The following is a 20,689-nucleotide window of genomic DNA, read 5'->3' as shown; positions in this document are numbered from 1 at the left end:
TTGGCTTAATAATTAACCAAACAAAAGGAGGGAATATGATCGCAATACTTTCTTTATTTATTCTCGCAGTGGGCTTATTGGGTCTCGCTGTTGGTTTTGGTTTTATTGCATTGCCTTGGGTTGTTTCCGGCATTATTGCCGCTCCTCTGTTATTTCTTTATATGTTGATGCTTGGCTCCGTGCTTTGGCTTGTCGAAATCAACTTCTTCCTTGGCATGGCTGCACTCGTAGTCTATTGCTATTGGGCGCACATTATTCGCAAGCACATCAAATCAAAATCTAAAGACTTAGTTGCTCAATAATTAAGTTTTCAATCAATTCCACATCACTTTCCGAAAAGCCTAGCAATTCACGCTGGGCATATTGCACCTTGATACCTTTGTTTTTATTCACCGTGCCTTGTAAGCCGTATTGATGCACGTTTGCAATTGTGGCGCTTGACCCATTAAACCCAACCGACACTTCATTGGCATTACTCTGAATTTTGAAATATCTTGCCGTTCTCAACTTCGCAAACATGGCTTTTTGTTTAATTCTCCCTTTCTTTTTGCCAAATTCTTTTCTTGGTTTTCTCGGCTCAAATGCTGTTCCGTCTGGGTTTTCTTGACGTGCGATGCGTGCCTGTTGATTTTTTCGTAAAGCTTGCCCAATGTTGCGTGCTAACTGGCGGCGGGATTGCGGTGAGAGATTATTAATAAGTGCGGTCAGTTTTGCTTGGATTTCTTCCACACTAGCCATTATTCCCACCTTTAAAAATTAGATTATTTTCTTCAATTTCGCCTAGATACACTTTCACTTTTCCTAACTGTTCCCATTCCGGTGCGGTTGGTTCTGTGGCGTAAGTCATCTGCACGTTTTCGCCCACTTGTTTTGCCACAACTCGTTCGGTAAGTTGGATTTCAATAGACACATCCGCCGTGTTGTTATTGTTGTAATCCATTTGGAATTTAAAGGCGTTCTCACGGCGTTGCGGATTTTCGAATAGTTCAGGTTGGTTTTTTCGTAAGTACGCATTAATCGGCACGATTAGGCTTGCAATATCAAAGGCAAAATCGGTGATGATGATGTTTAGCGTGTAACGATACTCAAAACTCAGTGATGTGCGGCCTGTCGCAACAACTTGACCGCCGTCAACATAAAGCTGTAAGCGGTCAGGATTTTTAACAAAGTCTTGGTGACTTTGCTCAAGGATTTTGCGCAGTTGGTTTGGCTTTTTCATTTTCTGAAATTCCGTTGTTGCATTTCATATTTTTGCTGACAATCCACGCAACGGGTTACGCCTTGAATTAATTGGCGGCGTTTTTCAGGGATTGGAGTGTCACAATCTTCACAATAAAGGCGACTTACTGCTTTAAAAGTGCAGTGTTTTTGTAACGCAATATCACGTGTCATTTGTTCGAGTTCTTGCGCACGGTCAAATTGATCTGTCATTGTTTTTCCTGCTGATTAAATTCATCAATGCATTTTTTTAATGCTTGATTTTCAACAATGCATACACTTAGCTTTTGTTGGCTTTGTAGATAGGCGTTCGCCAAATCGCCGTTTGTTTTAATTGTGACGGTGAAAGGCGCACATTCAGCGACTTGCGGACATAGAATTGGCTGTTTAATGATTTTTGGTGTGGTTGAACACGCCGCTAACATCATCAGGGATAAAAGTGTCAGCCCAATCTTGGTGTTTTTTAAGTGCATTTTTTAAATCCTGTGTTTGCTTGGTTTGAGAGATTTTTAATTGATTAACGGCTTCCGTGAGTGCTTTTTGTTGCTCATTGAATTTATCTACGCTTTCATTTAAGGCAACGTAAGATGCTTCCCATTGTTGTTTTAATTGTTCTTCTTTTACTGCTTCAGCTCGCCAGTGGTTGGCTTGCCACCCTTGAAACAGAATAATTGCCACAAGCATGAGCGGGCCAACCAATAAAATGTATTTTTCTTTTTTTGTTAAGAATCCAAACACAATGCTTTCTCCTTTTGTCGTCTTTCAATTAAACCTTTCAGTGGGATGCCGTTTGCATAAATCCATCGTTCAAATTGACTGCACATGGCTTTGCTGTATCCTTTCCGTGCCATTTTAAAAAGCGTGCTGTTTTTTAGGCGACCACATCCAACGTTGAATGTAATGGCTGATAAGGCATCAAATCCCCCTTGTGGCATGGCTTGACCGTTGGCATAGGTATTCACGCACTTTTCGGCTTGCTTAATGCCTTTCGTGTATAATTCGGCAACTTCTTGCAAGGTGTAAATTTTATTTCGGTCAATTTTTTCAACGGCATCCGTTGTGCCAATGCCGACTGTTAAAACATCAGCGGGACATTGATAAGGCTTTTGCATGCAACCTTCTGCATTACCAATCAGCAGCAAGCCCTTTTCTGATGTTCTAATTTCATTTCCATGTGTGGCAATCATAAGCCCAACAACAGCCGTGACGGCGCAGACGTATTTTGCTGATCGTTTAATCATGGTGATGGCTCCGTTGTTCAAGTTCTTTTTCTTTTAATTCAAAATCTTTTTTCTTGTAATACCAATTCACCAGAAATGTGGCGACACCGATCACAATACCGGTGATTGAGGCGACGTCCGCCCAATTTACATTTGAAAACATATCCGCAATGCGTCCAATAAAAAAGGCTAAAATTCCTGATGTGTAAGACGCTTTCGTTGGCGTGTCGTGCATATCAGCTCCAAAGTTGAATAGTGTCTTGGGCCACGCTGATTTTTTCGGTGTCAGGTTCCGGCAAGATCACTTCTGTACCAATAGGAATAATGGCTTTATCCATTAAGTGCGGATTCAGTTCGCAGGCGATTTCAAGCAAACCTTCGCTATGCCCGAAATAGCGATACAGGATTGCATCTAAGTTGTCGTTTTGTTGAGCGTAAACTTCCATTAGATTAGCTCCGCATCGACTCTCGGGCGTTTGAGTATGTCACTAATGGCAAAGCGGGCATCACGGCGCAATTGGTCAATGCTATCTTTGAGCAGTTCTGCCTTTTTCTCGCCGTCATTGGTGGTGTCGTAGCTTGTGTAGCGTTCATAAAGGTTTGCCAATGCCAAGCAGGTGACGGCACGGCGGTAGCGATAGACCAACACGCTTTCGTTGTTGATTTTTTGGCAAGGAATGTCGGCAAAGGCTTCGGATGTGCTGCGCTGTTTGAATTCCTCCAATTCGTCATTGACCGCGGCGATAGCTTCAATTAAGGCTTCTTTTAAGCGAGCCGTTGTGACTGTGCCGTCCAAACGTGCCTGATTGCGAAAATCAGAGATTTTAAGCGACGGGAAAAAAAGGTCGTTCAGTACAAGGCCTTCTCCTTGCCCATAGTCTTCAACTTGTTTTTGTACCGCCCCCATTTCGTAATCTGGGGCGAGTTTGATAGAGATAGATCCGTCTGACATAAAAAACACCTATAAAAAAAGCGGGGTGAGGATTAATGATGTGCGGTTAAAAATTCTAGGAATTTCGACCGCACTTTTAATCCGCCCCGCGGCTGCGTGATTTGCTCAGTTTCAAAACCGCTTATTCATCGGATTTGTTTAATTGTTTACGTAGTTTTTTAATATCGCCTTTCACACCGATGGACTGATTTAAGCCCAAGGCGCGTTCTAAATATGCCAGTGCCTGTTCCGGGTTTTTGTCGGTTAAAAGCAAGCCTAATTCACGCAATAATCGGGCTCGGCTTTCATCCGGCATATCACAATCGGCAGTGATGCGTTGCACTTGTTCCAAATAAGCCACTTCGAAAGGTTGATTTGCCGCTGCCGCCGCTTTGGCTTGGTCGGCAAATTCTTCTGTCAACATAGTGCCAAGAGTTCGGGTAAATGGCTCGGGCAAGCGTAAATCATGAAAGACGGCATAATCGGCAATTTGTAACGCAAGGTGATATTCGCCACAGTCAATCGCCCACACGCACCATGTCATCAGGACATTGTCTTGTTTGCCGGTGCCGGCAGATAATGCACCTTCAATCCATGGCAGGTAATCCACCAAAATTTGTTTTTTATATGCCGCTTTGCGTTCCGTCGATTGGATTTGTTTTAAATCTTTGCGGTGACGCGCAAGCAAACGGCACATTTTTTCATATTCGGTGAATTCGCTTAGATCTTCGGTTTTCGCTGCATGAGCCACGGCAGCGGAAATGGTGCGAAGATGGATTTGTGCGGGTGAGAGACGTTCAGCCATTATTCTTTATCTTCGAAAGTGATGTTTTCGATTAATGCCGCGCAACCGTATTCTTCGACTTTGTAGTCGATGTTTTGCGACAAGTAATCTTCTACGCGGTTGCGTTTCGGATTGTTCTTAATGAAACGGCGCATTGAGCCTTCCTGAATGTAGATGGATAAATTATCCAATCGGGTGATCAGGATTGAATTTTTCGGGAAGAACGGCACGCGAATCGCTTTTAAGCCACCGATTTGTTTTTGTGAGATGATCACTTGGCTTGCAAGGTCATCCGTCGGTTTTAAATCCGTGTTAACGATGTTGAAGTATTTATCGTTTAAGATTTCACGACCGCAGATCACCACTAATTCAGTGTCATCGGCATAAACTTCATCAATTAAGGTGTTGACGGCATCAAGCACTAAGGCATCAATGTTTTCATAGCCGTGGTCTTTGGCTTGACCTTTACCCACTTTGATTTTGTTTTGTGTACTTGCACCGTTCATCACATGAGACGGCATATCTTCACGCATTTGTTGTAACCAACCTTTTTTCACGTCTTGCAGTTTCGGATTTGAAGACAAATCGGAGGTTTCACTGCGACTTGTGCCGTTTAGCCCCATCATAATGAGGTTCAAGGCGATAGTTTTTTGCGTTAAATTCGCCAGTTTTTTCTGGAAGTCAGGGTGTTTTGCCCATTGGTCGAGTTTTGGCCATGGAATATGCGTGTCAAAGTTGACTTGTTCGCATTTATATTTGCGACCGGTCATTTTTGAAATGTCTTTTGTTTCGCGCTCTTTGGTGTTGGTGTCTGTGGTGCTTGCAATCGCAGAAGCCACTTCTAAACCGACTAATTCTGCTTCCATTAATGGATCACGAACCACGTTAATCCATTGCAAGAAGTTTGAACTTAACAATACTTTTTCAATCAGTTTTTGTTCTACGCTTGGTGTAGCCGTTCGCGAATTTTGAGAAACGTGACCGCTAAAAGTGAGAATTTTGATTTTTTAGCAATATCCCATTTTAAGCGGTTAAAAATCATTAAATTTGAGATACAAAAACGCCCTTTAAATCATCATTAAAGGGCGTTTAAATTTTAAGTCTTAAAACTTATAAACCATGTTATCTTCATACTTCCCGGAATAACTTGCTGAAGCCTTAACAACTACGCGCTCGGAGTTGTAGAAAGCCTCCCAATTATCAACCTTGTCTTCGACCATGTACTCAATAAACCGCACAAACTCGCTCTTAGTGGACGAGAAGAAGATATACGGTGGCCGAGTGATGTTGACTAATCGCAAGAAGTCGATTAAATCAAAGTAATGAGCCTGTTTGTAACTCTCTTGTCTGGTGCATAGGTAAGGTGGGTCTAAAACAAATACCGCCTGTTGGTCGGCACTAAAGCGTGGTAGTAACGTGTGAAACGACTCAGAAACCACCTCTATCCCATCCAAATAACCGTCTGCAGATGGATAGTCTGACTGGCGTATGCAGTGCCAAAAATCCTTGGCAAACAACTCCTCAAATGTGCCAACCTGTTGTCCTGAAAACAACAGCCAACTTGTTAGCGTAGCGAGGTCAATATAACCGTCAAACGCTTTGATTGTGTCAATAATCTGTGCCTTGAGCGCTTTGTCGGTGATGCGCTTTTGACGTGGGATATCAACTAACAACGCGGCAATTTGCGCACGCAAGCGGTTAATGTCGTCGATATGTTTAATGCGCTCTGCATACCCATCAAAGTCGTTATAAATTACACGTGCTTTAGGCTTGAGTTGTTTAGCAGCGTGGCTTAGTAAACCGCTCCCGCCAAATGTATCGATAATCGTCCAGTCGTCACCATCCCCGGGGATGTTTTCGTTCAGTACGACTTCAAAGTGTTTTAAAAATTGGCGCTTTTGTCCGACGAACGGTAGCGGTGCTTGTTTATACATAGTACGCTCCGTTTGTTTGTTTGTTTGTTTGTTTGTTTGTTTGTTTGTTTGTTTGTTTGTTTGTCATTATTATACCTTATAAACTAGCAACAAAATGCGGCCAAAATTGACCGCACTTTATTATTAAAGCATATCGTCAATGTAACGGTAATCCACCACGTTGAAATCACTCGCTATACTCAAATCAACCTCGCCACGGTCAATGCGAGCTTTCTCGGTTAACATAGCCTCTTTAGCGTCAGCATAGGTTGACTCATCAATAGCCAGCGTAGGCATATTGCTGTTTCGTTCAAATGGTTTGTCAAGCAATGCTTTTAACCCGTTTTTATTTACATAAACTTTGATGCCCATGAGTTCATAGTCGCGGGTTGTGCCTGCTTTAGCTCTAACGCTTTCAAGGTAATTGTCCGTGAGCCATTTTGCGAGATATTTATAAATGTGTTTATCGCGCTCTTGTTGCTCTTTGCGTTCACGTTCTTCGCGCTCTTGTGCATCATTAATGTCATTTATCTGTTGCTGGTCAAGTACTGCGGTAATTGTATCAGCCTCAAGCCTGTAGATAGGAGCTAGATAAAACTCGCTTACGTTATACTCAGCGTAAACAGATAGAGTTTCTTCAGTTTTAACGAGACTGACTTCGCCGTTTTTTGATTTTATGCAAATTGCATTTTGACACTCAGGCGGTAAGTTAATTACTGCTTTAAGCCAATATTGTTGATATTTTTCTGGTTTTGCTGGCACGACAATTCGTACCGCTTTCACAGACTTATTTTTAAGCTTTTCAATTTCAAACCCTAGTCTAGCGATATCTTTCCCTAGTTGATAAATAAATGGTTGGTCGTCTTTAGTTGGTGTTTTTGCCATGATAAAAATCCTCCTTTCCCTGTTCGTAAATTTTTAATAATTCGATTTCATTTAGCGATGTTACTTCTGTTGTCGCCTCAACCACTGCAACAATCTCTTGTGGTGGTTCGATGATTGCTATAATTTCACACATCTTAGTCACCCGGCACTGGAGTATAATCAAACTGCAAGTTAATTCTCCCATTGCGGATTGGCGTTTTTATTCGTCCGCTATGAGATACAGTTTGCAAATCGTAACCGGCTTGTGACCATGTTGCCTCCTTGGTTAAGTTGTGGCTAATATTAAGCTTGATAACACCGCCTTGGGCATCTACAACTTCAATTTCACCTGTTGTGGATGATAGCGTTAGCACGGCTTTGCCTCTGACTTTCGCCCATAAATCAAAGCGCGCCACATCACTTAAATCGAGCGGCTTTAATGTTTTATCCGGCAGTTTTTCAAACAGTCGAACAGTGCATGCCTCGTCATCACCACGGTAAAGGTTAATCGTTGTTTTATCCATTTTTCACCATCGCTGCAAGTTGGTTTGGGCTAAAACGCCAACCTTCATCACTGTTATAAATTGCGTTAAAGCACCATTCCGAACAGAAATACTTACTCCGTTTTTGTTTAATACCTAAGACCACGCCCAATGCGCCCCACCAGTCATAGGTATGTCCGACAGTTTTTGCAAAATACGCTTTAATTTGTTCCTCGGTTACACCATCAATGGCCAACAAATCCCATTTAGATTGGTCTGACACGTCAATTTGCTTACAGCGCACACCGCCGTCTTGTACAGATGCAGAATAGCAATCAAACACAGTTTCGTTCTCGTAATGATTGCCTTGAGTGAATTCCATTCGCTCGACCGTTAGCTCGCAATGGGAGTATTTACCTTTTGTGAAAAATCTCGTTACTGCATCAGCTACGGCTTTTAATGGCTCTTTCAGAAAGCTGCGTTTATGCTTATAAAAAGCAAGATAAATACGGTTAGCCATTTTTGTATGCCTCCAAAAGTTTATCCATGGTTGAAATAATGTCGTCATAGATTGCTTGCATTTGATCCAGCGTTAAATTCGGCGTTTTAATTTCATACTTACGCATCCGTTGATTCGCGAGTTCCATCTGCAGCTTCTCAAGCCCTTCTGCCTGCACTAAAATCAAGTCCGTTGCAGTTTTATTGTCGATTCCCGCATGGCGCGCAAAATCAGCAATATAACGGCTTACTTCGCCTTGATAGCCAGCGGATTTAAATGCGTTTGCTGCCGCTTGGCGCTCGCGATATTCGGACTCAAAACGCGTCCAATACTTGTAGATTTCTGCTGCCTTCGAGTCGATACCATCAACCAATCGACTTGCTGCATTAGCATAAAGCTCAGCTTGTTTTGTTGTATCAACAACCCATTTTTCGCCATCCCATTTACATGGCAAACTAAGTGGTTCGATTTTGGTTAAGTTTTCAGGGAGCTCTCCAAGTTTTAAATATTCCACCTTTTCACCGGTATCCGTGCGGTAATAAACTCCTCGGTTATCGGCCTGATAACTCCATCCATTTTCAGCTCGCACAACCACAAACCCTTCTTTTTCCGGTGGTGGAGCATCTAAATAGCTACCTGCCGCAAGGCTTCCACCTTCGCTCACATATTCGATGGCGCCGTGGCTGTAAATCCCTTGATAATCCGTGGTATAGACGGTGATTTCACCACTAGTGGTGGCAAAGCCTTCGGCATTAAATTTTACTGCCATAAATCCCCCTTAATCGGCCAAGCAGATATAGTTAAAAGTGATATTTCGTGGCCGCGCCATGCCTACATAAGGTATCTGTGCGTCGGTCGCGTAAGTACCAGGCACGGCGTACCAGTTGGCCGTCGGATTGTCGGCGACGGCTGTCGTCATTTTTATCCGATTACTTAAACCCGAATCAGTTTTATCCCATCCTTGATTTTCGGCTGTGTTGCCTGATGGTGACACAACGTTGTTGACTATATAATTCGCCTCCTGCACTAGCAATGATCCGAATTGCTGGCTTAATAAACCGCGGCCAGCATCAACGCCACGACCATTATCCCAGCCACGAAGAAATTCTCCGCGCAGGTCAGGCAGCTGTCCTGATGGATATTTTTGCGCCAATTTAGGATAACGTTGAGTATCAAATCGCTGTCCATTCATGGCCAGATAACCTGCGGGCACCGAAGATAGCGGATATGGTATAGGAATGCCGACAAACACTTCCCGAAGTGATGTTAATTCGCCAGTAGTGTTTAAAATAATCTGCTTAATCGCAGATGCGAGTTGATTTAATTCATTTTTTTCAGGGGTTATTTTTGCGGCTGAAAGCACACCTAACAATTCAGCCTGCACAATATTGAACCAGTCCGCTCCTGGATAGCTCGGTGCGACGCCATTTCCACCTTCGGTAAACCAACGCGGAGCATCATGTTGATACTGTTGAATCTTAACCGGTGGCATAACCGTAACACCGGACGAATTATCTAATGCGTACATTATTGTTCTTCCTCATAAATAAAAACCAATTCCAAATGCGCATAACAAAGCCGTTTTAAAAAACATTCCACTTTCGAACGCTCAAACATCACTAACTCATTCGTAACGTCCTCTAAACATGTCATATTTCGGACATTGCGACTTGTTGTGTATATAAAGACCTTCCACGCATTCTCTTGTGGATAGAGTGGTTGCATGCAATCACGCAAACAATGATGTGGGTAATGGCTTATGACTCTAATGTGATAGCCATTATGAGCAGCTTGTTCTTCTAGATAGTGCTTGTTAAATGAGCCGACTTCGTTATCCTTGGCAATCAATGCCGCACGGCGTGCTTCAATGGTGTTGATTTCCGTGCATTCTGGCAGTCCATAAAAGGCTTCCCAGTCCTCCAATAAAATAAAAGCATTGCTAAGCATGCGCTCTTTTACGAGTTGATGCGCCGTATCGTTCACTCGACTTAATTGTTCGGCCCGAATTGCTAATATCTTGCCCAAATTGCCATCAGGGGCTCGATTCCAAGCTAAACCAACCGGTAGCAGCTTTAATGCTGCATCAAGATACATAGCGGTTGTTAGGCTTGCCATGTAATATCCCCTAACACAAGTATCTGATCTTTATCAAGTTGGACGTCGGCTTGTAACGATAAAATACTGTTATCCATCTCGCCGATCACATTCGATACAGTCGCTCGTAGATGCGACAAATAAAGTAAACCACCAGGAGGCAAGGCCTGAAATAATGACACAAGCGCGGATTTCACCGCCTCTTTCATTATTTCTGTTGCAGGCACCAAGCGAATTGTCAAATCAAGTTTTTTTACTTTAGGTGCAAACACAAACAACTCATTGCCAGCCGGCATACCTTCCCAAAGTCCCGTTACTGTGTTCTTGTGTCCACTGATATAGGCTTTCACTCGCTCGCAATCCTGAGTGGTAGGTAAAATATCTGTCTGATTGTCTAACACAATCGCCACGCCCGTCGTGCCGCCACCGTAATAACGCGGAAAACACCACGCACGTGTAATGCCGTTCACTTCCAACGCCCAACGCACATAATCATGCGGAGCACCGCCTGCGGGCGGATACTGTACGCGTTGAATTAAACGGCTTAATAAGGCAGAAAGGGATTCGATTTCTGTGCCTCCGCTCATTTGCAACACGGTGGCTTGGGGTTTTACGCCTAAAATAGCATTCATTAAAGCAAGTTGGGTTTGTGCGCCAATATTGCCTTGGCTGCCGCTTTCCGTGCATTGCACTGCAATTTCGGCGGAACCGGCTTGCACCGACGTGGTTTGCACTGCAGCAAAGGTGAGACCGGAACGCCCATCGCGCCACGAGGTACCTTCGGCAATTTCAGCCACACTAACGGCTTCAATACGAATCACGCCTTGTGCCGCACTTGCCGCTTTACGATAAATACCTTTATAGGCGCAATATTCCAATAAGTAATCTTCGTCCGCGGTGGTAGGGATAATTTGGCGGGCTAACCAGTCAAGATGTTGATGCTCACCGGCACTTAATGCCGCATTGATACGATTTAACACCGACACCACCGAATGGCGTTTCACATCCGGAAATCGGCTTAAAAATTGCTGCTCGCCCTGATTGACAAGTTGAGAAAGTGTAGGGGATTGATAAGGCATTACAGGCTCCATACTGCTGAAAACGTACGTTGTTCCGTTTGCCCATTGGGCAACGTCACCACAACGCTTAACAACAGCACGGCCTGTTCAGGATTGCTTGCCGTCACATCAATAGCCAACGCGTGACCATCATCAATCAACCATTGAAGCGCGGTTTCTGCGTAGGCTTGCGCGTCATCGAGCACATCGGTAAGTTGCTTAGAACGGGCTAGTGTCCACAGGCGTGAGCCCATTTCCACTTGTCCGGATTGATTTTGACCAAAATCATTGCCCCACCAGCCGCGTTGATTATCTACACGGGCATCGGAGAATAGGCTAATCACAATGGCATTGGTTAAGCCGTCATCTATCAAGAAAGCAGAATCCAACGAAACCACATCGCCTTCGCCGTCTTGCCACACAATACTTAAATCTGACATTGCTTTTACACCGGTTTACCCACGCCTTTTTCGTGGTCGTGGTTTGCACCACTCTTACCATCTGAAAGGTGATCTGTTGCTGTTGATGTTCCCATAATAGTTACATCACCGCTAAATTGCGTTTGTGGAGCGTCAAAGTTAATCTCATCAGCATTCACTGTGAATTTTTTACAGGTCAGAATGGCTTCGCCACTTTCCGTTAATAACAGCTGATGCCCTTCGGCGTGATACAGCACAGAATCGCCGGGCTTTAATCCTGTCGGACGCACGTCTTTGTCTTCCACCACAATGGCGACTAAATGCGACCGCTTGCCACCGACGGAAAGCACAATGGCTTCACCGCCCAACGGCACGGAGGAATGCCCGTAATTTTGAAAACGCTCTACATCATCCACCACTTCATCGGCTTGCAGTCGTACTTGTAGATTTTGTCGGCTGAAAGAATCCGTCACAATCGACACCACCGCACGTGAAATCAGCGACTTTAAACCGCGTTTAAGCGGGGCTAAAACCTTATTTAAACCGTCCATAAACTATTCCTGGAAATCGGTAAATTCTTTAGCATTATCTTTGCCGGATTTTTTCGCCTTTTTCTTCGCTTTGCTTTTGCCTTTCTGCGCTTCATCTAATGATTCTGCCGGCTCATCAAAGGCATCACGATGCATTAAGGTAAGCAGCGTGCGCGTGCCGTTGCCATCAAGGGTAAAATTCACTTCCACAATTAAGCGTGCTTGGCGTTCAAAACCCAGTTCCGGGGCGGTAAGCATCACAATTTCATTGGGCAACCATAAGGAACCATCCGGCTTTTGCCAGCCTTGCACCGTCACCGTGGCTTTTTGCGCTTCTGCCTTATTGCGTTTAAGTTCCCATATTGCCCGTTGATAACCGCTCGCCCCTGTCATATTATCATCAGCGATAATCACCATCGGGCGATAGCGCGTAATATCAGAATCGGTGACTTCGACTTTTAAACCGCTTGCACTCATTGTTTTTCTCCTTTAGATCCAGAATAAATATCCGGATCTTCCGCCGCACCGCCTTTTTCTTTCTTGCCTTTGGAGTTGCTCCCTTTTTCGCCGCCTTGCTCGGCATCGCCAATTACACGATACTGGCTAAAGCGATTTGCCCAACTGTCGGTCAATTCCAGTTCTAAAAGATTTTTCCCTAAAATCAATTCGCCCACCGGCTCCGTGCTTGGTTCGGTAAACACCAAATTGCCATTCACGTCAGACGTGACCAACACGCCTTTGTGTCGAGCAGCTTTGGTTAAGGTATCAAACACCGTTTCGCCCGGCTCCACTTGCCACACTGGGATTTTTTCCGCTGCATCTTGGCTTTGTACTGCCCACACCACATCAATGCCAAACGGCATGCATAAAGTGCGGGCAATTTCTTGCAGATTTTGATTTTTGAAGTGGTAGCTGTTGTGAATCACCGAACAATCCACCAAATCGGCGGTTTTATCTCGTCCGCTAATACGCACTGATTTGTCCTCACCACTGATACTTTGATTGAGTTCATCTAAGTAGCCAGTAATCGCCCTCTCGCCGTTTATCTCCAACATCAATGCAGCACCGACTTTCAACACAGAAACGTCATCTTCCGCACGCACTGCAATTCCTAGTTCAAATCGTCCGCTCATTGCTTCCAATGAACGGGTAATGGAAAGCGATTTCCAACCAGTAAAAATCAACCCATTTAAGTAAAGCTTAATCTCAGGTTGTTCGATAACCTCACTCATGCCAATACCTCCACTTGCGAACCGCCTAAACAAAACAACGGATGGCGAATCTGATTGCGTCGCACTACGCGTTCCCAGTCTTTGACTTTGCCTGTTGCGTTAAAAGTCACCACCAATGCAGGTTGCGTATCTGTTAAGGAAATCATTTTGCTTTCAGCCAACTGCTCACCGCGTGTGCGTAAATCCAACAATAATGCTAATCGGAATTGCTCTAACGCTTCATAGCTTTGCCATTGCTCGTGATCGGCACAATCAAAAATCACCTGCTCAAGTTGCTCATCAATATCGTGCAAATAACGCTGCACATCGGCACGGCTTTCAATCGCTGAAGGAGCACCCGTTGTACGTGTGGTAATGGCTTGCGCAATGGCTTTGCCATATTCCACCGCAAGCGTGGTTTGCATTAAACGCAAGAACACAAACTGCGATTTAGCTTGCAGTACGTTCAGCACATTAATCACACCATATTGCGCCATCACATTACGCGACAAGGTCTTATGAATAGATTGTTGATTTGTCTTACCGTCACGCAGACTTTCCAACACGGATTTTGGCATTTCTGGCTGACGTTGTTGCAATTTGGTTTTGGCTTGGTTCATCGCTTCATTCAGTGCCGTCATTTGCACAAAAACACGTTGCGTTGCCACCGCACTTTTTAGCGAATGAGAAGCTGGCGTTACCATTGTTACCTGTAATCCGCCGTAATAACCGCTTGAACTGTTCGATGTACCGGCTGCCACGCCTTGCGCCCCAAATTGAACCAACGCCTGTAATTCTTTCGCAAATAAGTGCGGCGTGCGAATCAGTGTACTTAAACGATTTTTAAAGCCCATTACGCGGTTTTTAAATTCGCTTCCCTCGGCTAACACTGCACCAATCCCGTCAAACACAGTTTCAATTAAGCCAATAAAGGAATCCACTAAATTAAAAATCGGTGCAGTGAGTTCATCAATGAAATCCAAAGCGCTATCAATCATATCGGCAAATTCATCCGCTAAGGCATTTAAAGCATCTGCATATTGATTCAACACGCCCAGTAGCGTATCTTTTTGTACTAATGGCGCGATTTCATTGATTTCAGGAGTAAAACTAATATCAAAGCGAGTCACTCGTAAATGATTCGTTGAAAATACCGCCTTGTAATCATCTACATACACCTCTTTTGTGCCGATATAAGGATGTCGCAATGTCCCCGCACCAGGTTTCTCTAGCGCCTCAATCAGTTTTTCCACCTGTTTTACGTGGTCATCACCAATCACCAAGCAGCTGATGTGATAATTGCGCAGGCGCAAGCCTAAATCTTCCGTCATCCCATCATCACGTAAAGGGTATTCATGTCGAACTAGGCGACGGCCACCATCCATACTTTGCTCATCTGCAATAAGGAAAGGTACACCACGAAATGAACCTTTGCCTGTCTTTTGACGCATTTTGCTCATATTTACGCTCCGCCATATAACGATTGGCCGCTATATCCCATAGATACTTTTAATCCGAGATTATCTTGCTGTTGATTAGTTTTAATATTGGCCTGAGATACAGATGCGATTAAACCGTCAGTAGGTTTTACTTTCACTTCAATTTGCCCACTAAGTTTAGTATCAACCGGATTGATTCCGGCCAATTTTTCCCCAATTTCACTACCCACAAAATTCCCTACAGATAACCCAACATTTTGTACTGAGGTAGCGATCTGTTGTGCAGATGGCTCAGCCTGAGCGGGCTTATCTTCAATTTGTTCGCCGACCTTATCACCAAGCCAACTCCCAATCGTTTCGCCAAGAAATCCTCCTATCGCCGCTCCAACAACCGGAATAGGTATCAAGGCTTGACCAATAAATGCCCCTGCAGTAGCCCCGGCAATTGAGCCGATGGACTCACTTTTTTCACGAGTTGTGGCGTCCTCATCCATCAATACTGCTGCGCCTTCGGCTACAGCTAACCCCGCACTGAGTAGCGGCACAGCTTTGGCTGCAGTTTTGGTCACCGCGGCTGTAGCCGATTTCGCAACATTAGCAGTACTTTTAGCAACGGTCGTAGCCGTATTTTTTAAAGTATTAGTCGCTTGTTTAACTCCCGATGCCAGGCTAGTCCCAACACTAGCTGAGGCTTTCGGCATAACGGATGGCGGTACGGCTTTCAAGGAAGACATCTTGGACCCACGCATTTTTTTACTTCCCCGGATTTTCTTACCGCGTTTACCTCCCATATCCATCCCCCCGAAAGAGGCAGGCATGTTTACTACAAATACAGATTGCACGCCACTTGCAGCCCCGAGTGCTCCAGCAACACCAGATGCCACGCCCCCACCTTGTCCTCGACGACCTAATAAGGCTCTCCCAACACCCCATGTTGCCCGCCCAGCGCCCGCAACACCTTGTCCCATACTATATCCGCTCTGTCCTACTGATAGGCCTATTCTCGCAAGCTTATTGGCCCCGTAAAGGGCTGCTGCAAATTTGGCGATATTGCCATATCCCCCAGCTTTCTCAGTAATCCACCCCATTACCGATCCGATATTGTCTAACACTGGCTTAATTTCTGTTGCGGTAGATTTTAAATCCTGTAGGGCCTGCACTAAGACATCACTAACGGTTTTGGCAAATTCGTCTAACGTACCGTCATCAATTTTTTCGTTCAGCCAATCTAAGAAAACCCCCATTTCTTTTTTTAATGAGTCAAAGGCACCATGATCCATAAAACGCGCCTGCATTGACGTCCAAGTATCTTCAAGGTTAGAGACTAAGCCGTCCCAGGTTTTCATCTGTTCTTTTGCCGCACCTTTGGCATCACGCCCCATGGCGCGTAAAAGCGCAGCAATGGCTTTACGTCCGAGCTTGCCTTCTTGCAGCATTTTCTGCATTTGGTCGGCGGTGTATTTGCCCCCAGTTTCTTGCGCCAGCAACTCAAAGACTTTCACATTACGCTCTAACAACGGATTGATTTCTTCCATTGAGAGCTTGCCTTTAATAAAGCCCTTACTGATGGCTGAAATATAACCGTTTAAGTTTTCCGCATCGCCACCTACTTTCGCGTTATAGTCCACAAGGGCTTGCAACGAGCCATTCATCGGATCAATACCAGCCGTTTTCAGGCGCATCATCGCTTGTTGCGTATCGGCAAAGGCCATCGGCGTATCCGTGGCGAATTTTTGCAACCATTTATTAGCTGCGTCCCCTTGGTCGCCAAAGGTTTGTTTCATCCGAATGTCTGCCATTTCAAAATCTGCGGCAGTGCGTAACATTGATTTACCTACTGTCGCCGCACCAGCGGCTGCACCTACACCTAAAATCGGGATGGTCATATTGCCCATGCCGTTGATTTTATTTGATATAGCACCAATGCCCGCACCTAATGTTTTAAAATGTGCATTTGTTGCTTTGATTCGTATTGATAATGCAGATAGCTTTGAGCCGGATTGATTGGAAAATTGGGCAATATCACGTCCAAAGCGAGACGCTTGCTGTGACAGGTTGCCTGCTAAATTAATATAAAATGATGTGGAATTGCCGGAAGCTGACATAAAGCCCTCTAAGTGGATGTATTGATGTAACTAATTAAACGCGGCAAGGAAAGAATGGGTTGAGAAAGCACCCACAAAGGGGTGCATTGATAATGTTTTGCCAGCAACAGACAGGCTTTCTCAAAATTACGCGTCTGTTGCTTCCAAGCGCCCCCGTTGGTCGAGTCCTTGTGCGGTCGCTTTTGCAATTTCTTGGGCGGAAAGCATCGCATTAATGATTTCCATATCCGCCGTGGAAAGCGAACCAAGCTGTTTTAAGGAAATCGGACCGTTAATTTTGCCAATGCGTTTAATTTGGCGACGAATCAGCTCATAGTTAAATAACACTTGGCTAACAACCAGAACCGGCTGACCTTGTGCATCCATCAACAAACGTTCTGCCGCACATTCCGCCTCAATTAAATCTTGAGTAGTCAGCTCACGAGTTTCCACATCAAGCTGCGGTTCATCACCAAACATTAAGCCATCTTTTAAACGAAATTCCATTTACGCCTCCTTATGCACGCTTGCATTCTACTGCGGCAATTTTCAGCGAAATCTCACCTTTGGCCGAAAGTGTTACTGCATCGACAGTCCAAGCCCCCGCCAACAAATAGGTTTGTCCGACATCGGTCTCGAATTCTACTGTGCCATCAGTCATATTTTTCAAAGTGAAAATATCAATATCAGCACAGTTAAACACTTTACATTCTACGGTGGCTTCAGTAGCGGTCTCTTGATAACCGTATACCCGCGACCCTTTTACCGTTTCACGAGTAAACCCGCCAACATCTAGCGATGCATCATCACCTGTTGGATATTCTGCACCATCAATACGGATGAAAGCGCGACCTTGGTATTGTTTGCCCATTGTTCATTTCCCCTATAAACGATATTGAATCGCGTGCGCATATACACGGAATTGATTTACTAAATCTTCGCCGGAAAGCACGTTTAAACGGCATTTATTGTCGGCATCACGTTCAACCAGCAAGGTTTTGCTAAAGTTATCAAAGTTTTCCACCAAGCCTTTGTATTCCAGCTCGGTAAACAACGCGAGCAGCTCGGCACGGATCACTTTTGGTGTCACAATCGCTTGCCCCGGTGCCACACGAATGCCGTCATCCGCCAGTTTATGGCGCGGATATTTCTGCGTAATGCGGGTGCGGATGGCGTAGCGCAAATAACTCAAGGTTGCAATGGTTTCAATATAAAGATAACTTTCGTCCATATCGCCAAAGCTATTTTTACGATACATTGTGATCGCCGTCTCCAATTGTGGCTGGCTGTTGGCATTCACGGTATAAGTACTCACGCCGCTATAAAGCAAGGTATTGCGTGCCGGCAAATCCCAACGGTCTGACATGGCAGGCGGCAGCATATCCATGACCAGCGTTTGCACAGGACGTGCCGGATCAATCGCAAGCGAACCCGCTGCCACTGCACAATAGGCCGCTGCCCATTCGTAAGCAGGTTCTGGAGATTTATTGGTTGCCATCACTGTAAATAAATAATCGTTGCGTTGCTCCGCAAAGGTCGTGGCTTGCGCGTGGCTGCCGCCTTTTGCCATAAAGCATAAGCCGTCGATTTGTTGCATCGGCCCCCAGCGGTTGACTAATTCTGTGCGTAACGCATTAAGGCTTTCGGTATCGGTAAATGGATTCACTACATAATTCCACCATTCCGCTCCAAAGCCGGTAATGGCATCAGTCATACTTGGGTTTACCGACCCACCGCTCATCGGCGTGATTTTAAGGCTAATGCCGTCCGGGTAACTTTCGCCGCTGTAGTAATTGGCACGAATATCAATCTCATTGCCGCACTCACCTTTAAAGCGTGCAGTTAAAGATATGGCATCATTTTCCACCGCACTTTCCACCACGGTATCGCCATCAGCGGCAATCAATTTATTTAATTTTTCAGCGAGTGTGGCGGCAGTATCACCAATAGCGACAGATTGTTGATAACGTCGACCGGCAATCATTACATTTAAAACACCGGTACCACTCGCAGTACCTAACACTTGAACCTTACCGGTTGCTTTTGAACCATTAGATTTTTCATCGAGTGGTAAAACCCATAAATCCAACATTGAATTGTGTTTTTTAAATACACGCACCATATTGGCGAGTTGAGAACCTCGACCAAACAAAGCCTTTGCTTGAGCTTCATTTTGCACACGTACTGCTTGGCCGGCAATCGCCGAACCTGTCGCCAATTTTTGACCGAGCATTAATACTTTATGCAACATTGCTGGCGTACCGGATACGGCACGGCTATTGTCAAATTCGATATAGGCTAAAGGCACTCGAATTGCGTTCGGAATGCCATTAAATGAAATCGCCATTATGCGTCCTCTTTGGTTGTTTTCGCCTTGCTTGCTGATTTGTCACTAACAAGCTCCACATCCCCGGCTTTTAAATGGTTCAGCCAGTATGCTGTTTCCGGTTTGTCTTCCCCTTCTGCGGAAAGCTGTTCAAAGCTCTCCGGGTCACGAATAATTAAGCCGGCTTTCGGTTTAATTTTCATCATTGTCTCCCTGTTTTGGTAAAATCACGGTTAATTGGTCTTATCGTCAATCACATTGTCATCACGTGATTGGTTAAATTGATGGTGATACTCCACAAAGTCATCTAAACTGCTTTCATCAATAGCACAAGGTAGCGGTTGCACCGCATTAAAATACATCCCATACACCGCCACGCCCATGCCACTTTGGGTATCACTCCACAAATTCTGCACGCTTTGTAGTTCAAACATATCGCTAGGGGCAATATGTGCACCGTCCAGTCCTGCGGTTAATCGTTCCACGATCTGATAAATACCTACCGCATCACGCCGTTGTCCGTTAAGCACCTTCGCAACCACAAACACGCCCCAACGCGCTGTTACGCAATTTCGGCGTTCATTCGGCACTTGTCCCAACCACGCCACATACACTGCGGGCGGATTACGCACCAAACGGCGCACACTGCTGTCATCCCATTGTCCGGGGTGTTCTTCCACCTCTTTCAGGTGGTTGCCACATAGCCGCTTAATTTGCGCAATCAGCGCATTGGAGGTGGCCGCAATAATGCTACTCATCAAATAAACCCTTTCGCACGTTCACGCGCCCATACACTGCCACCGGATTCCATTACCACCGTATTGTCGCTTTCTACTGTTTCTCCGCTATCCGACAAACCAAGAGATATTGCTCCGCTTGCTACTTTTTCTAAAAAACGCAAGCTATCTTCATAATCTTGACGAGCTTGTTCTGTGGCTCGGTTTTTTTCGAGATAATAGCGAGCTAAATAACAACAATGCCGAGACAATACAGCGGGCACACTGGTAAGTGGCAGGGTATAACGCCCAGCTAAATAACTATCAATGGTTTGCGCCGCATCATCTAACGCTTCGTAGATTTTCACAGTATCCCAAGAGCCGTCAGATTGTTGGGCCAAATCCAATAAATCAGCTTCGCCGTAACGTTTACGCAGATCATCCAATGTGGCGTAAGACATTATTCAGCACCATTCAATAATGCGATTAAATCCGCTTTCTTGGCGTTACCGTCAAAAGTTCTGCCACGCTCGCGTAATGCATTTTTAAGCTGTTCAACGGTTAAGGTATTTAAATCGGTTGGTAATGGATCTTCACGAATTGATTTTTCTTCGTCACGATTCGCATTGTCTTCCGATAACCCTTCGCCAGATTTTTCAGCGTCGTTCGCAGTAATTTCTTTAACCACCAAACGCGCATCGCCTTTAAGGGCCGCGATTTGCGTCGCACTAAGGTTTTCAAAAACATTGTCACCTTTGTGCAAACTAAGCCCAGCTCGGCGATAGCCGTCTTTAAGGCGGTTTTGAACCACCACGCAAGATGTCTTATCCATAGCATTTAAATCCTCTTTAAATTAGGTTTAAAGTGCGGTCGGTTTTGCAAAAGTTTTGCTAAAATCGAC

Annotated in this window: 33 protein-coding genes and 1 pseudogene; 1 reads left to right on the top strand and 33 read right to left on the bottom strand. The window is 44.9% G+C overall.

Annotated elements, in window-relative coordinates:
* Positions 1–35: 35 nt before the first annotated feature.
* Entirely contained in the window at positions 36–302 is a 267-nt protein-coding gene (locus CKV74_RS02790; protein WP_007242741.1) for a hypothetical protein, read from the top strand.
* Here CKV74_RS02790 and CKV74_RS02785 read toward each other — a convergent pair.
* The 33 genes and pseudogenes from CKV74_RS02785 to CKV74_RS02630 all read right to left on the bottom strand — a co-directional run bounded on the left by CKV74_RS02785 (position 280) and on the right by CKV74_RS02630 (position 20,620).
* Positions 280–738 carry a phage virion morphogenesis protein gene (locus CKV74_RS02785; protein WP_007242620.1) on the bottom strand — a complete coding sequence of 153 codons (459 nt, stop codon included), beginning with the start codon at positions 736–738 and terminating at the stop codon, positions 280–282. The two genes, CKV74_RS02790 and CKV74_RS02785, sit on opposite strands and share 23 nt — an antisense overlap.
* Positions 731–1,219 (bottom strand): phage tail protein, encoded by a 489-nt coding sequence (locus tag CKV74_RS02780; protein WP_007242697.1) that lies wholly within the window; start codon positions 1,217–1,219, stop codon positions 731–733. Before CKV74_RS02780 ends, CKV74_RS02785 begins: the two co-directional genes overlap by 8 nt.
* Positions 1,216–1,431, bottom strand: a complete 216-nt coding sequence (locus tag CKV74_RS02775) for a TraR/DksA C4-type zinc finger protein (RefSeq protein ID WP_007242787.1) — start codon at positions 1,429–1,431, stop codon at positions 1,216–1,218. Before CKV74_RS02775 ends, CKV74_RS02780 begins: the two co-directional genes overlap by 4 nt.
* On the bottom strand, positions 1,428–1,643 hold the full coding sequence (lysC, locus tag CKV74_RS10575; RefSeq protein ID WP_007242742.1) for an Rz1-like lysis system protein LysC: 216 nt from the start codon (positions 1,641–1,643) through the stop codon (positions 1,428–1,430). The genes CKV74_RS02775 and lysC overlap by 4 nt, the downstream gene beginning before the upstream one ends.
* Positions 1,606–1,956: a chemotaxis protein gene (locus tag CKV74_RS02765; protein WP_095176708.1), complete on the bottom strand. Its 351-nt coding sequence runs from the start codon at positions 1,954–1,956 to the stop codon at positions 1,606–1,608. Before CKV74_RS02765 ends, lysC begins: the two co-directional genes overlap by 38 nt.
* The gene (locus CKV74_RS02760) at positions 1,941–2,459 is read right to left on the bottom strand and encodes a lysozyme (protein ID WP_039847849.1); all 519 of its coding nucleotides are present in this window, start codon (positions 2,457–2,459) and stop codon (positions 1,941–1,943) included. Before CKV74_RS02760 ends, CKV74_RS02765 begins: the two co-directional genes overlap by 16 nt.
* A complete protein-coding gene (locus CKV74_RS02755) occupies positions 2,452–2,673 on the bottom strand; it encodes a phage holin (RefSeq protein WP_095176707.1) in 222 nt (73 codons plus the stop codon). Before CKV74_RS02755 ends, CKV74_RS02760 begins: the two co-directional genes overlap by 8 nt.
* A gap of 1 nt (position 2,674) precedes the next feature.
* Positions 2,675–2,884 (bottom strand): tail protein X, encoded by a 210-nt coding sequence (locus tag CKV74_RS02750; RefSeq protein WP_007242622.1) that lies wholly within the window; start codon positions 2,882–2,884, stop codon positions 2,675–2,677.
* On the bottom strand, positions 2,884–3,390 hold the full coding sequence (locus CKV74_RS02745; protein ID WP_007242678.1) for a head completion/stabilization protein: 507 nt from the start codon (positions 3,388–3,390) through the stop codon (positions 2,884–2,886). The genes CKV74_RS02750 and CKV74_RS02745 overlap by 1 nt, the downstream gene beginning before the upstream one ends.
* Positions 3,391–3,511: 121 nt before the next feature.
* Positions 3,512–4,174, bottom strand: coding sequence for a phage terminase small subunit (locus CKV74_RS02740; protein ID WP_095176706.1), 663 nt, complete (start codon positions 4,172–4,174; stop codon positions 3,512–3,514).
* Entirely contained in the window at positions 4,174–5,151 is a 978-nt protein-coding gene (locus CKV74_RS02735) for a phage major capsid protein, P2 family (protein ID WP_094188653.1), read from the bottom strand. The genes CKV74_RS02740 and CKV74_RS02735 overlap by 1 nt, the downstream gene beginning before the upstream one ends.
* Positions 5,152–5,256: 105 nt before the next feature.
* Positions 5,257–6,087 carry a hypothetical protein gene (locus CKV74_RS02730; protein WP_007242607.1) on the bottom strand — a complete coding sequence of 277 codons (831 nt, stop codon included), beginning with the start codon at positions 6,085–6,087 and terminating at the stop codon, positions 5,257–5,259.
* A 123-nt stretch (positions 6,088–6,210) separates the two neighbouring features.
* Positions 6,211–6,951 carry a hypothetical protein gene (locus CKV74_RS02725; RefSeq protein ID WP_095176705.1) on the bottom strand — a complete coding sequence of 247 codons (741 nt, stop codon included), beginning with the start codon at positions 6,949–6,951 and terminating at the stop codon, positions 6,211–6,213.
* Positions 6,932–7,084 carry a hypothetical protein gene (locus tag CKV74_RS10475; RefSeq protein ID WP_007242663.1) on the bottom strand — a complete coding sequence of 51 codons (153 nt, stop codon included), beginning with the start codon at positions 7,082–7,084 and terminating at the stop codon, positions 6,932–6,934. Before CKV74_RS10475 ends, CKV74_RS02725 begins: the two co-directional genes overlap by 20 nt.
* 1 nt (position 7,085) lies before the next feature.
* Complete coding sequence (locus tag CKV74_RS02720) at positions 7,086–7,454, bottom strand: hypothetical protein (RefSeq protein WP_007242773.1); 369 nt, start codon at positions 7,452–7,454, stop codon at positions 7,086–7,088.
* The gene (locus CKV74_RS02715) at positions 7,447–7,932 is read right to left on the bottom strand and encodes a hypothetical protein (RefSeq protein ID WP_007242672.1); all 486 of its coding nucleotides are present in this window, start codon (positions 7,930–7,932) and stop codon (positions 7,447–7,449) included. Before CKV74_RS02715 ends, CKV74_RS02720 begins: the two co-directional genes overlap by 8 nt.
* Entirely contained in the window at positions 7,925–8,680 is a 756-nt protein-coding gene (locus tag CKV74_RS02710; protein WP_007242740.1) for a tail fiber assembly protein, read from the bottom strand. The genes CKV74_RS02715 and CKV74_RS02710 overlap by 8 nt, the downstream gene beginning before the upstream one ends.
* 9 nt (positions 8,681–8,689) lie before the next feature.
* Positions 8,690–9,439 carry a phage tail protein gene (locus CKV74_RS10570; protein ID WP_007242771.1) on the bottom strand — a complete coding sequence of 250 codons (750 nt, stop codon included), beginning with the start codon at positions 9,437–9,439 and terminating at the stop codon, positions 8,690–8,692.
* Positions 9,439–10,026, bottom strand: coding sequence for a putative phage tail protein (locus CKV74_RS02700; protein WP_007242649.1), 588 nt, complete (start codon positions 10,024–10,026; stop codon positions 9,439–9,441). Before CKV74_RS02700 ends, CKV74_RS10570 begins: the two co-directional genes overlap by 1 nt.
* Entirely contained in the window at positions 10,014–11,084 is a 1,071-nt protein-coding gene (locus CKV74_RS02695; protein ID WP_095176704.1) for a baseplate J/gp47 family protein, read from the bottom strand. Before CKV74_RS02695 ends, CKV74_RS02700 begins: the two co-directional genes overlap by 13 nt.
* The gene (locus CKV74_RS02690) at positions 11,084–11,503 is read right to left on the bottom strand and encodes a phage GP46 family protein (protein WP_007242792.1); all 420 of its coding nucleotides are present in this window, start codon (positions 11,501–11,503) and stop codon (positions 11,084–11,086) included. The genes CKV74_RS02695 and CKV74_RS02690 overlap by 1 nt, the downstream gene beginning before the upstream one ends.
* A 5-nt stretch (positions 11,504–11,508) precedes the next feature.
* Positions 11,509–12,033, bottom strand: coding sequence for a phage baseplate assembly protein V (locus CKV74_RS02685; RefSeq protein ID WP_007242718.1), 525 nt, complete (start codon positions 12,031–12,033; stop codon positions 11,509–11,511).
* A gap of 3 nt (positions 12,034–12,036) precedes the next feature.
* Positions 12,037–12,489, bottom strand: a complete 453-nt coding sequence (locus CKV74_RS02680; protein WP_007242795.1) for a phage baseplate assembly protein — start codon at positions 12,487–12,489, stop codon at positions 12,037–12,039.
* Positions 12,486–13,244, bottom strand: coding sequence for a phage baseplate assembly protein (locus CKV74_RS02675; RefSeq protein ID WP_007242659.1), 759 nt, complete (start codon positions 13,242–13,244; stop codon positions 12,486–12,488). The genes CKV74_RS02680 and CKV74_RS02675 overlap by 4 nt, the downstream gene beginning before the upstream one ends.
* Positions 13,241–14,683, bottom strand: coding sequence for a DNA circularization protein (locus CKV74_RS02670; protein WP_007242793.1), 1,443 nt, complete (start codon positions 14,681–14,683; stop codon positions 13,241–13,243). The genes CKV74_RS02675 and CKV74_RS02670 overlap by 4 nt, the downstream gene beginning before the upstream one ends.
* 2 nt (positions 14,684–14,685) lie before the next feature.
* Positions 14,686–16,767 (bottom strand): tape measure protein, encoded by a 2,082-nt coding sequence (locus CKV74_RS02665; protein WP_095176703.1) that lies wholly within the window; start codon positions 16,765–16,767, stop codon positions 14,686–14,688.
* Positions 16,768–16,893: 126 nt separating this feature from the next.
* The gene (locus CKV74_RS02660) at positions 16,894–17,253 is read right to left on the bottom strand and encodes a phage tail assembly protein (RefSeq protein WP_007242650.1); all 360 of its coding nucleotides are present in this window, start codon (positions 17,251–17,253) and stop codon (positions 16,894–16,896) included.
* Positions 17,254–17,263: 10 nt separating this feature from the next.
* Entirely contained in the window at positions 17,264–17,617 is a 354-nt protein-coding gene (locus CKV74_RS02655) for a phage tail tube protein (RefSeq protein ID WP_007242655.1), read from the bottom strand.
* Positions 17,618–17,629: 12 nt separating this feature from the next.
* On the bottom strand, positions 17,630–19,093 hold the full coding sequence (locus tag CKV74_RS02650; RefSeq protein WP_095176702.1) for a phage tail sheath subtilisin-like domain-containing protein: 1,464 nt from the start codon (positions 19,091–19,093) through the stop codon (positions 17,630–17,632).
* Entirely contained in the window at positions 19,093–19,275 is a 183-nt protein-coding gene (locus CKV74_RS02645) for a DUF2635 domain-containing protein (protein WP_094188652.1), read from the bottom strand. The genes CKV74_RS02650 and CKV74_RS02645 overlap by 1 nt, the downstream gene beginning before the upstream one ends.
* Positions 19,265–19,830, bottom strand: a pseudogene (locus tag CKV74_RS02640) (DUF1834 family protein). The gene CKV74_RS02645 and the pseudogene CKV74_RS02640 overlap by 11 nt, the downstream one beginning before the upstream one ends.
* Positions 19,830–20,249, bottom strand: a complete 420-nt coding sequence (locus CKV74_RS02635) for a gp436 family protein (protein WP_095176701.1) — start codon at positions 20,247–20,249, stop codon at positions 19,830–19,832. Before CKV74_RS02635 ends, CKV74_RS02640 begins: the two are co-directional and overlap by 1 nt.
* Positions 20,249–20,620 (bottom strand): HI1506-related protein, encoded by a 372-nt coding sequence (locus tag CKV74_RS02630; protein ID WP_007242618.1) that lies wholly within the window; start codon positions 20,618–20,620, stop codon positions 20,249–20,251. Before CKV74_RS02630 ends, CKV74_RS02635 begins: the two co-directional genes overlap by 1 nt.
* Between the last annotated feature and the right edge of the window lie 69 nt (positions 20,621–20,689).

The sequence above is a fragment of the Haemophilus pittmaniae genome, assembly GCF_900186995.1.
GTDB lineage: Bacteria > Pseudomonadota > Gammaproteobacteria > Enterobacterales > Pasteurellaceae > Haemophilus_D > Haemophilus_D pittmaniae.
The sequence above is the reverse complement of the archived record's forward strand: the minus strand, read 5'-3'. Positions and strand labels throughout refer to the sequence as shown.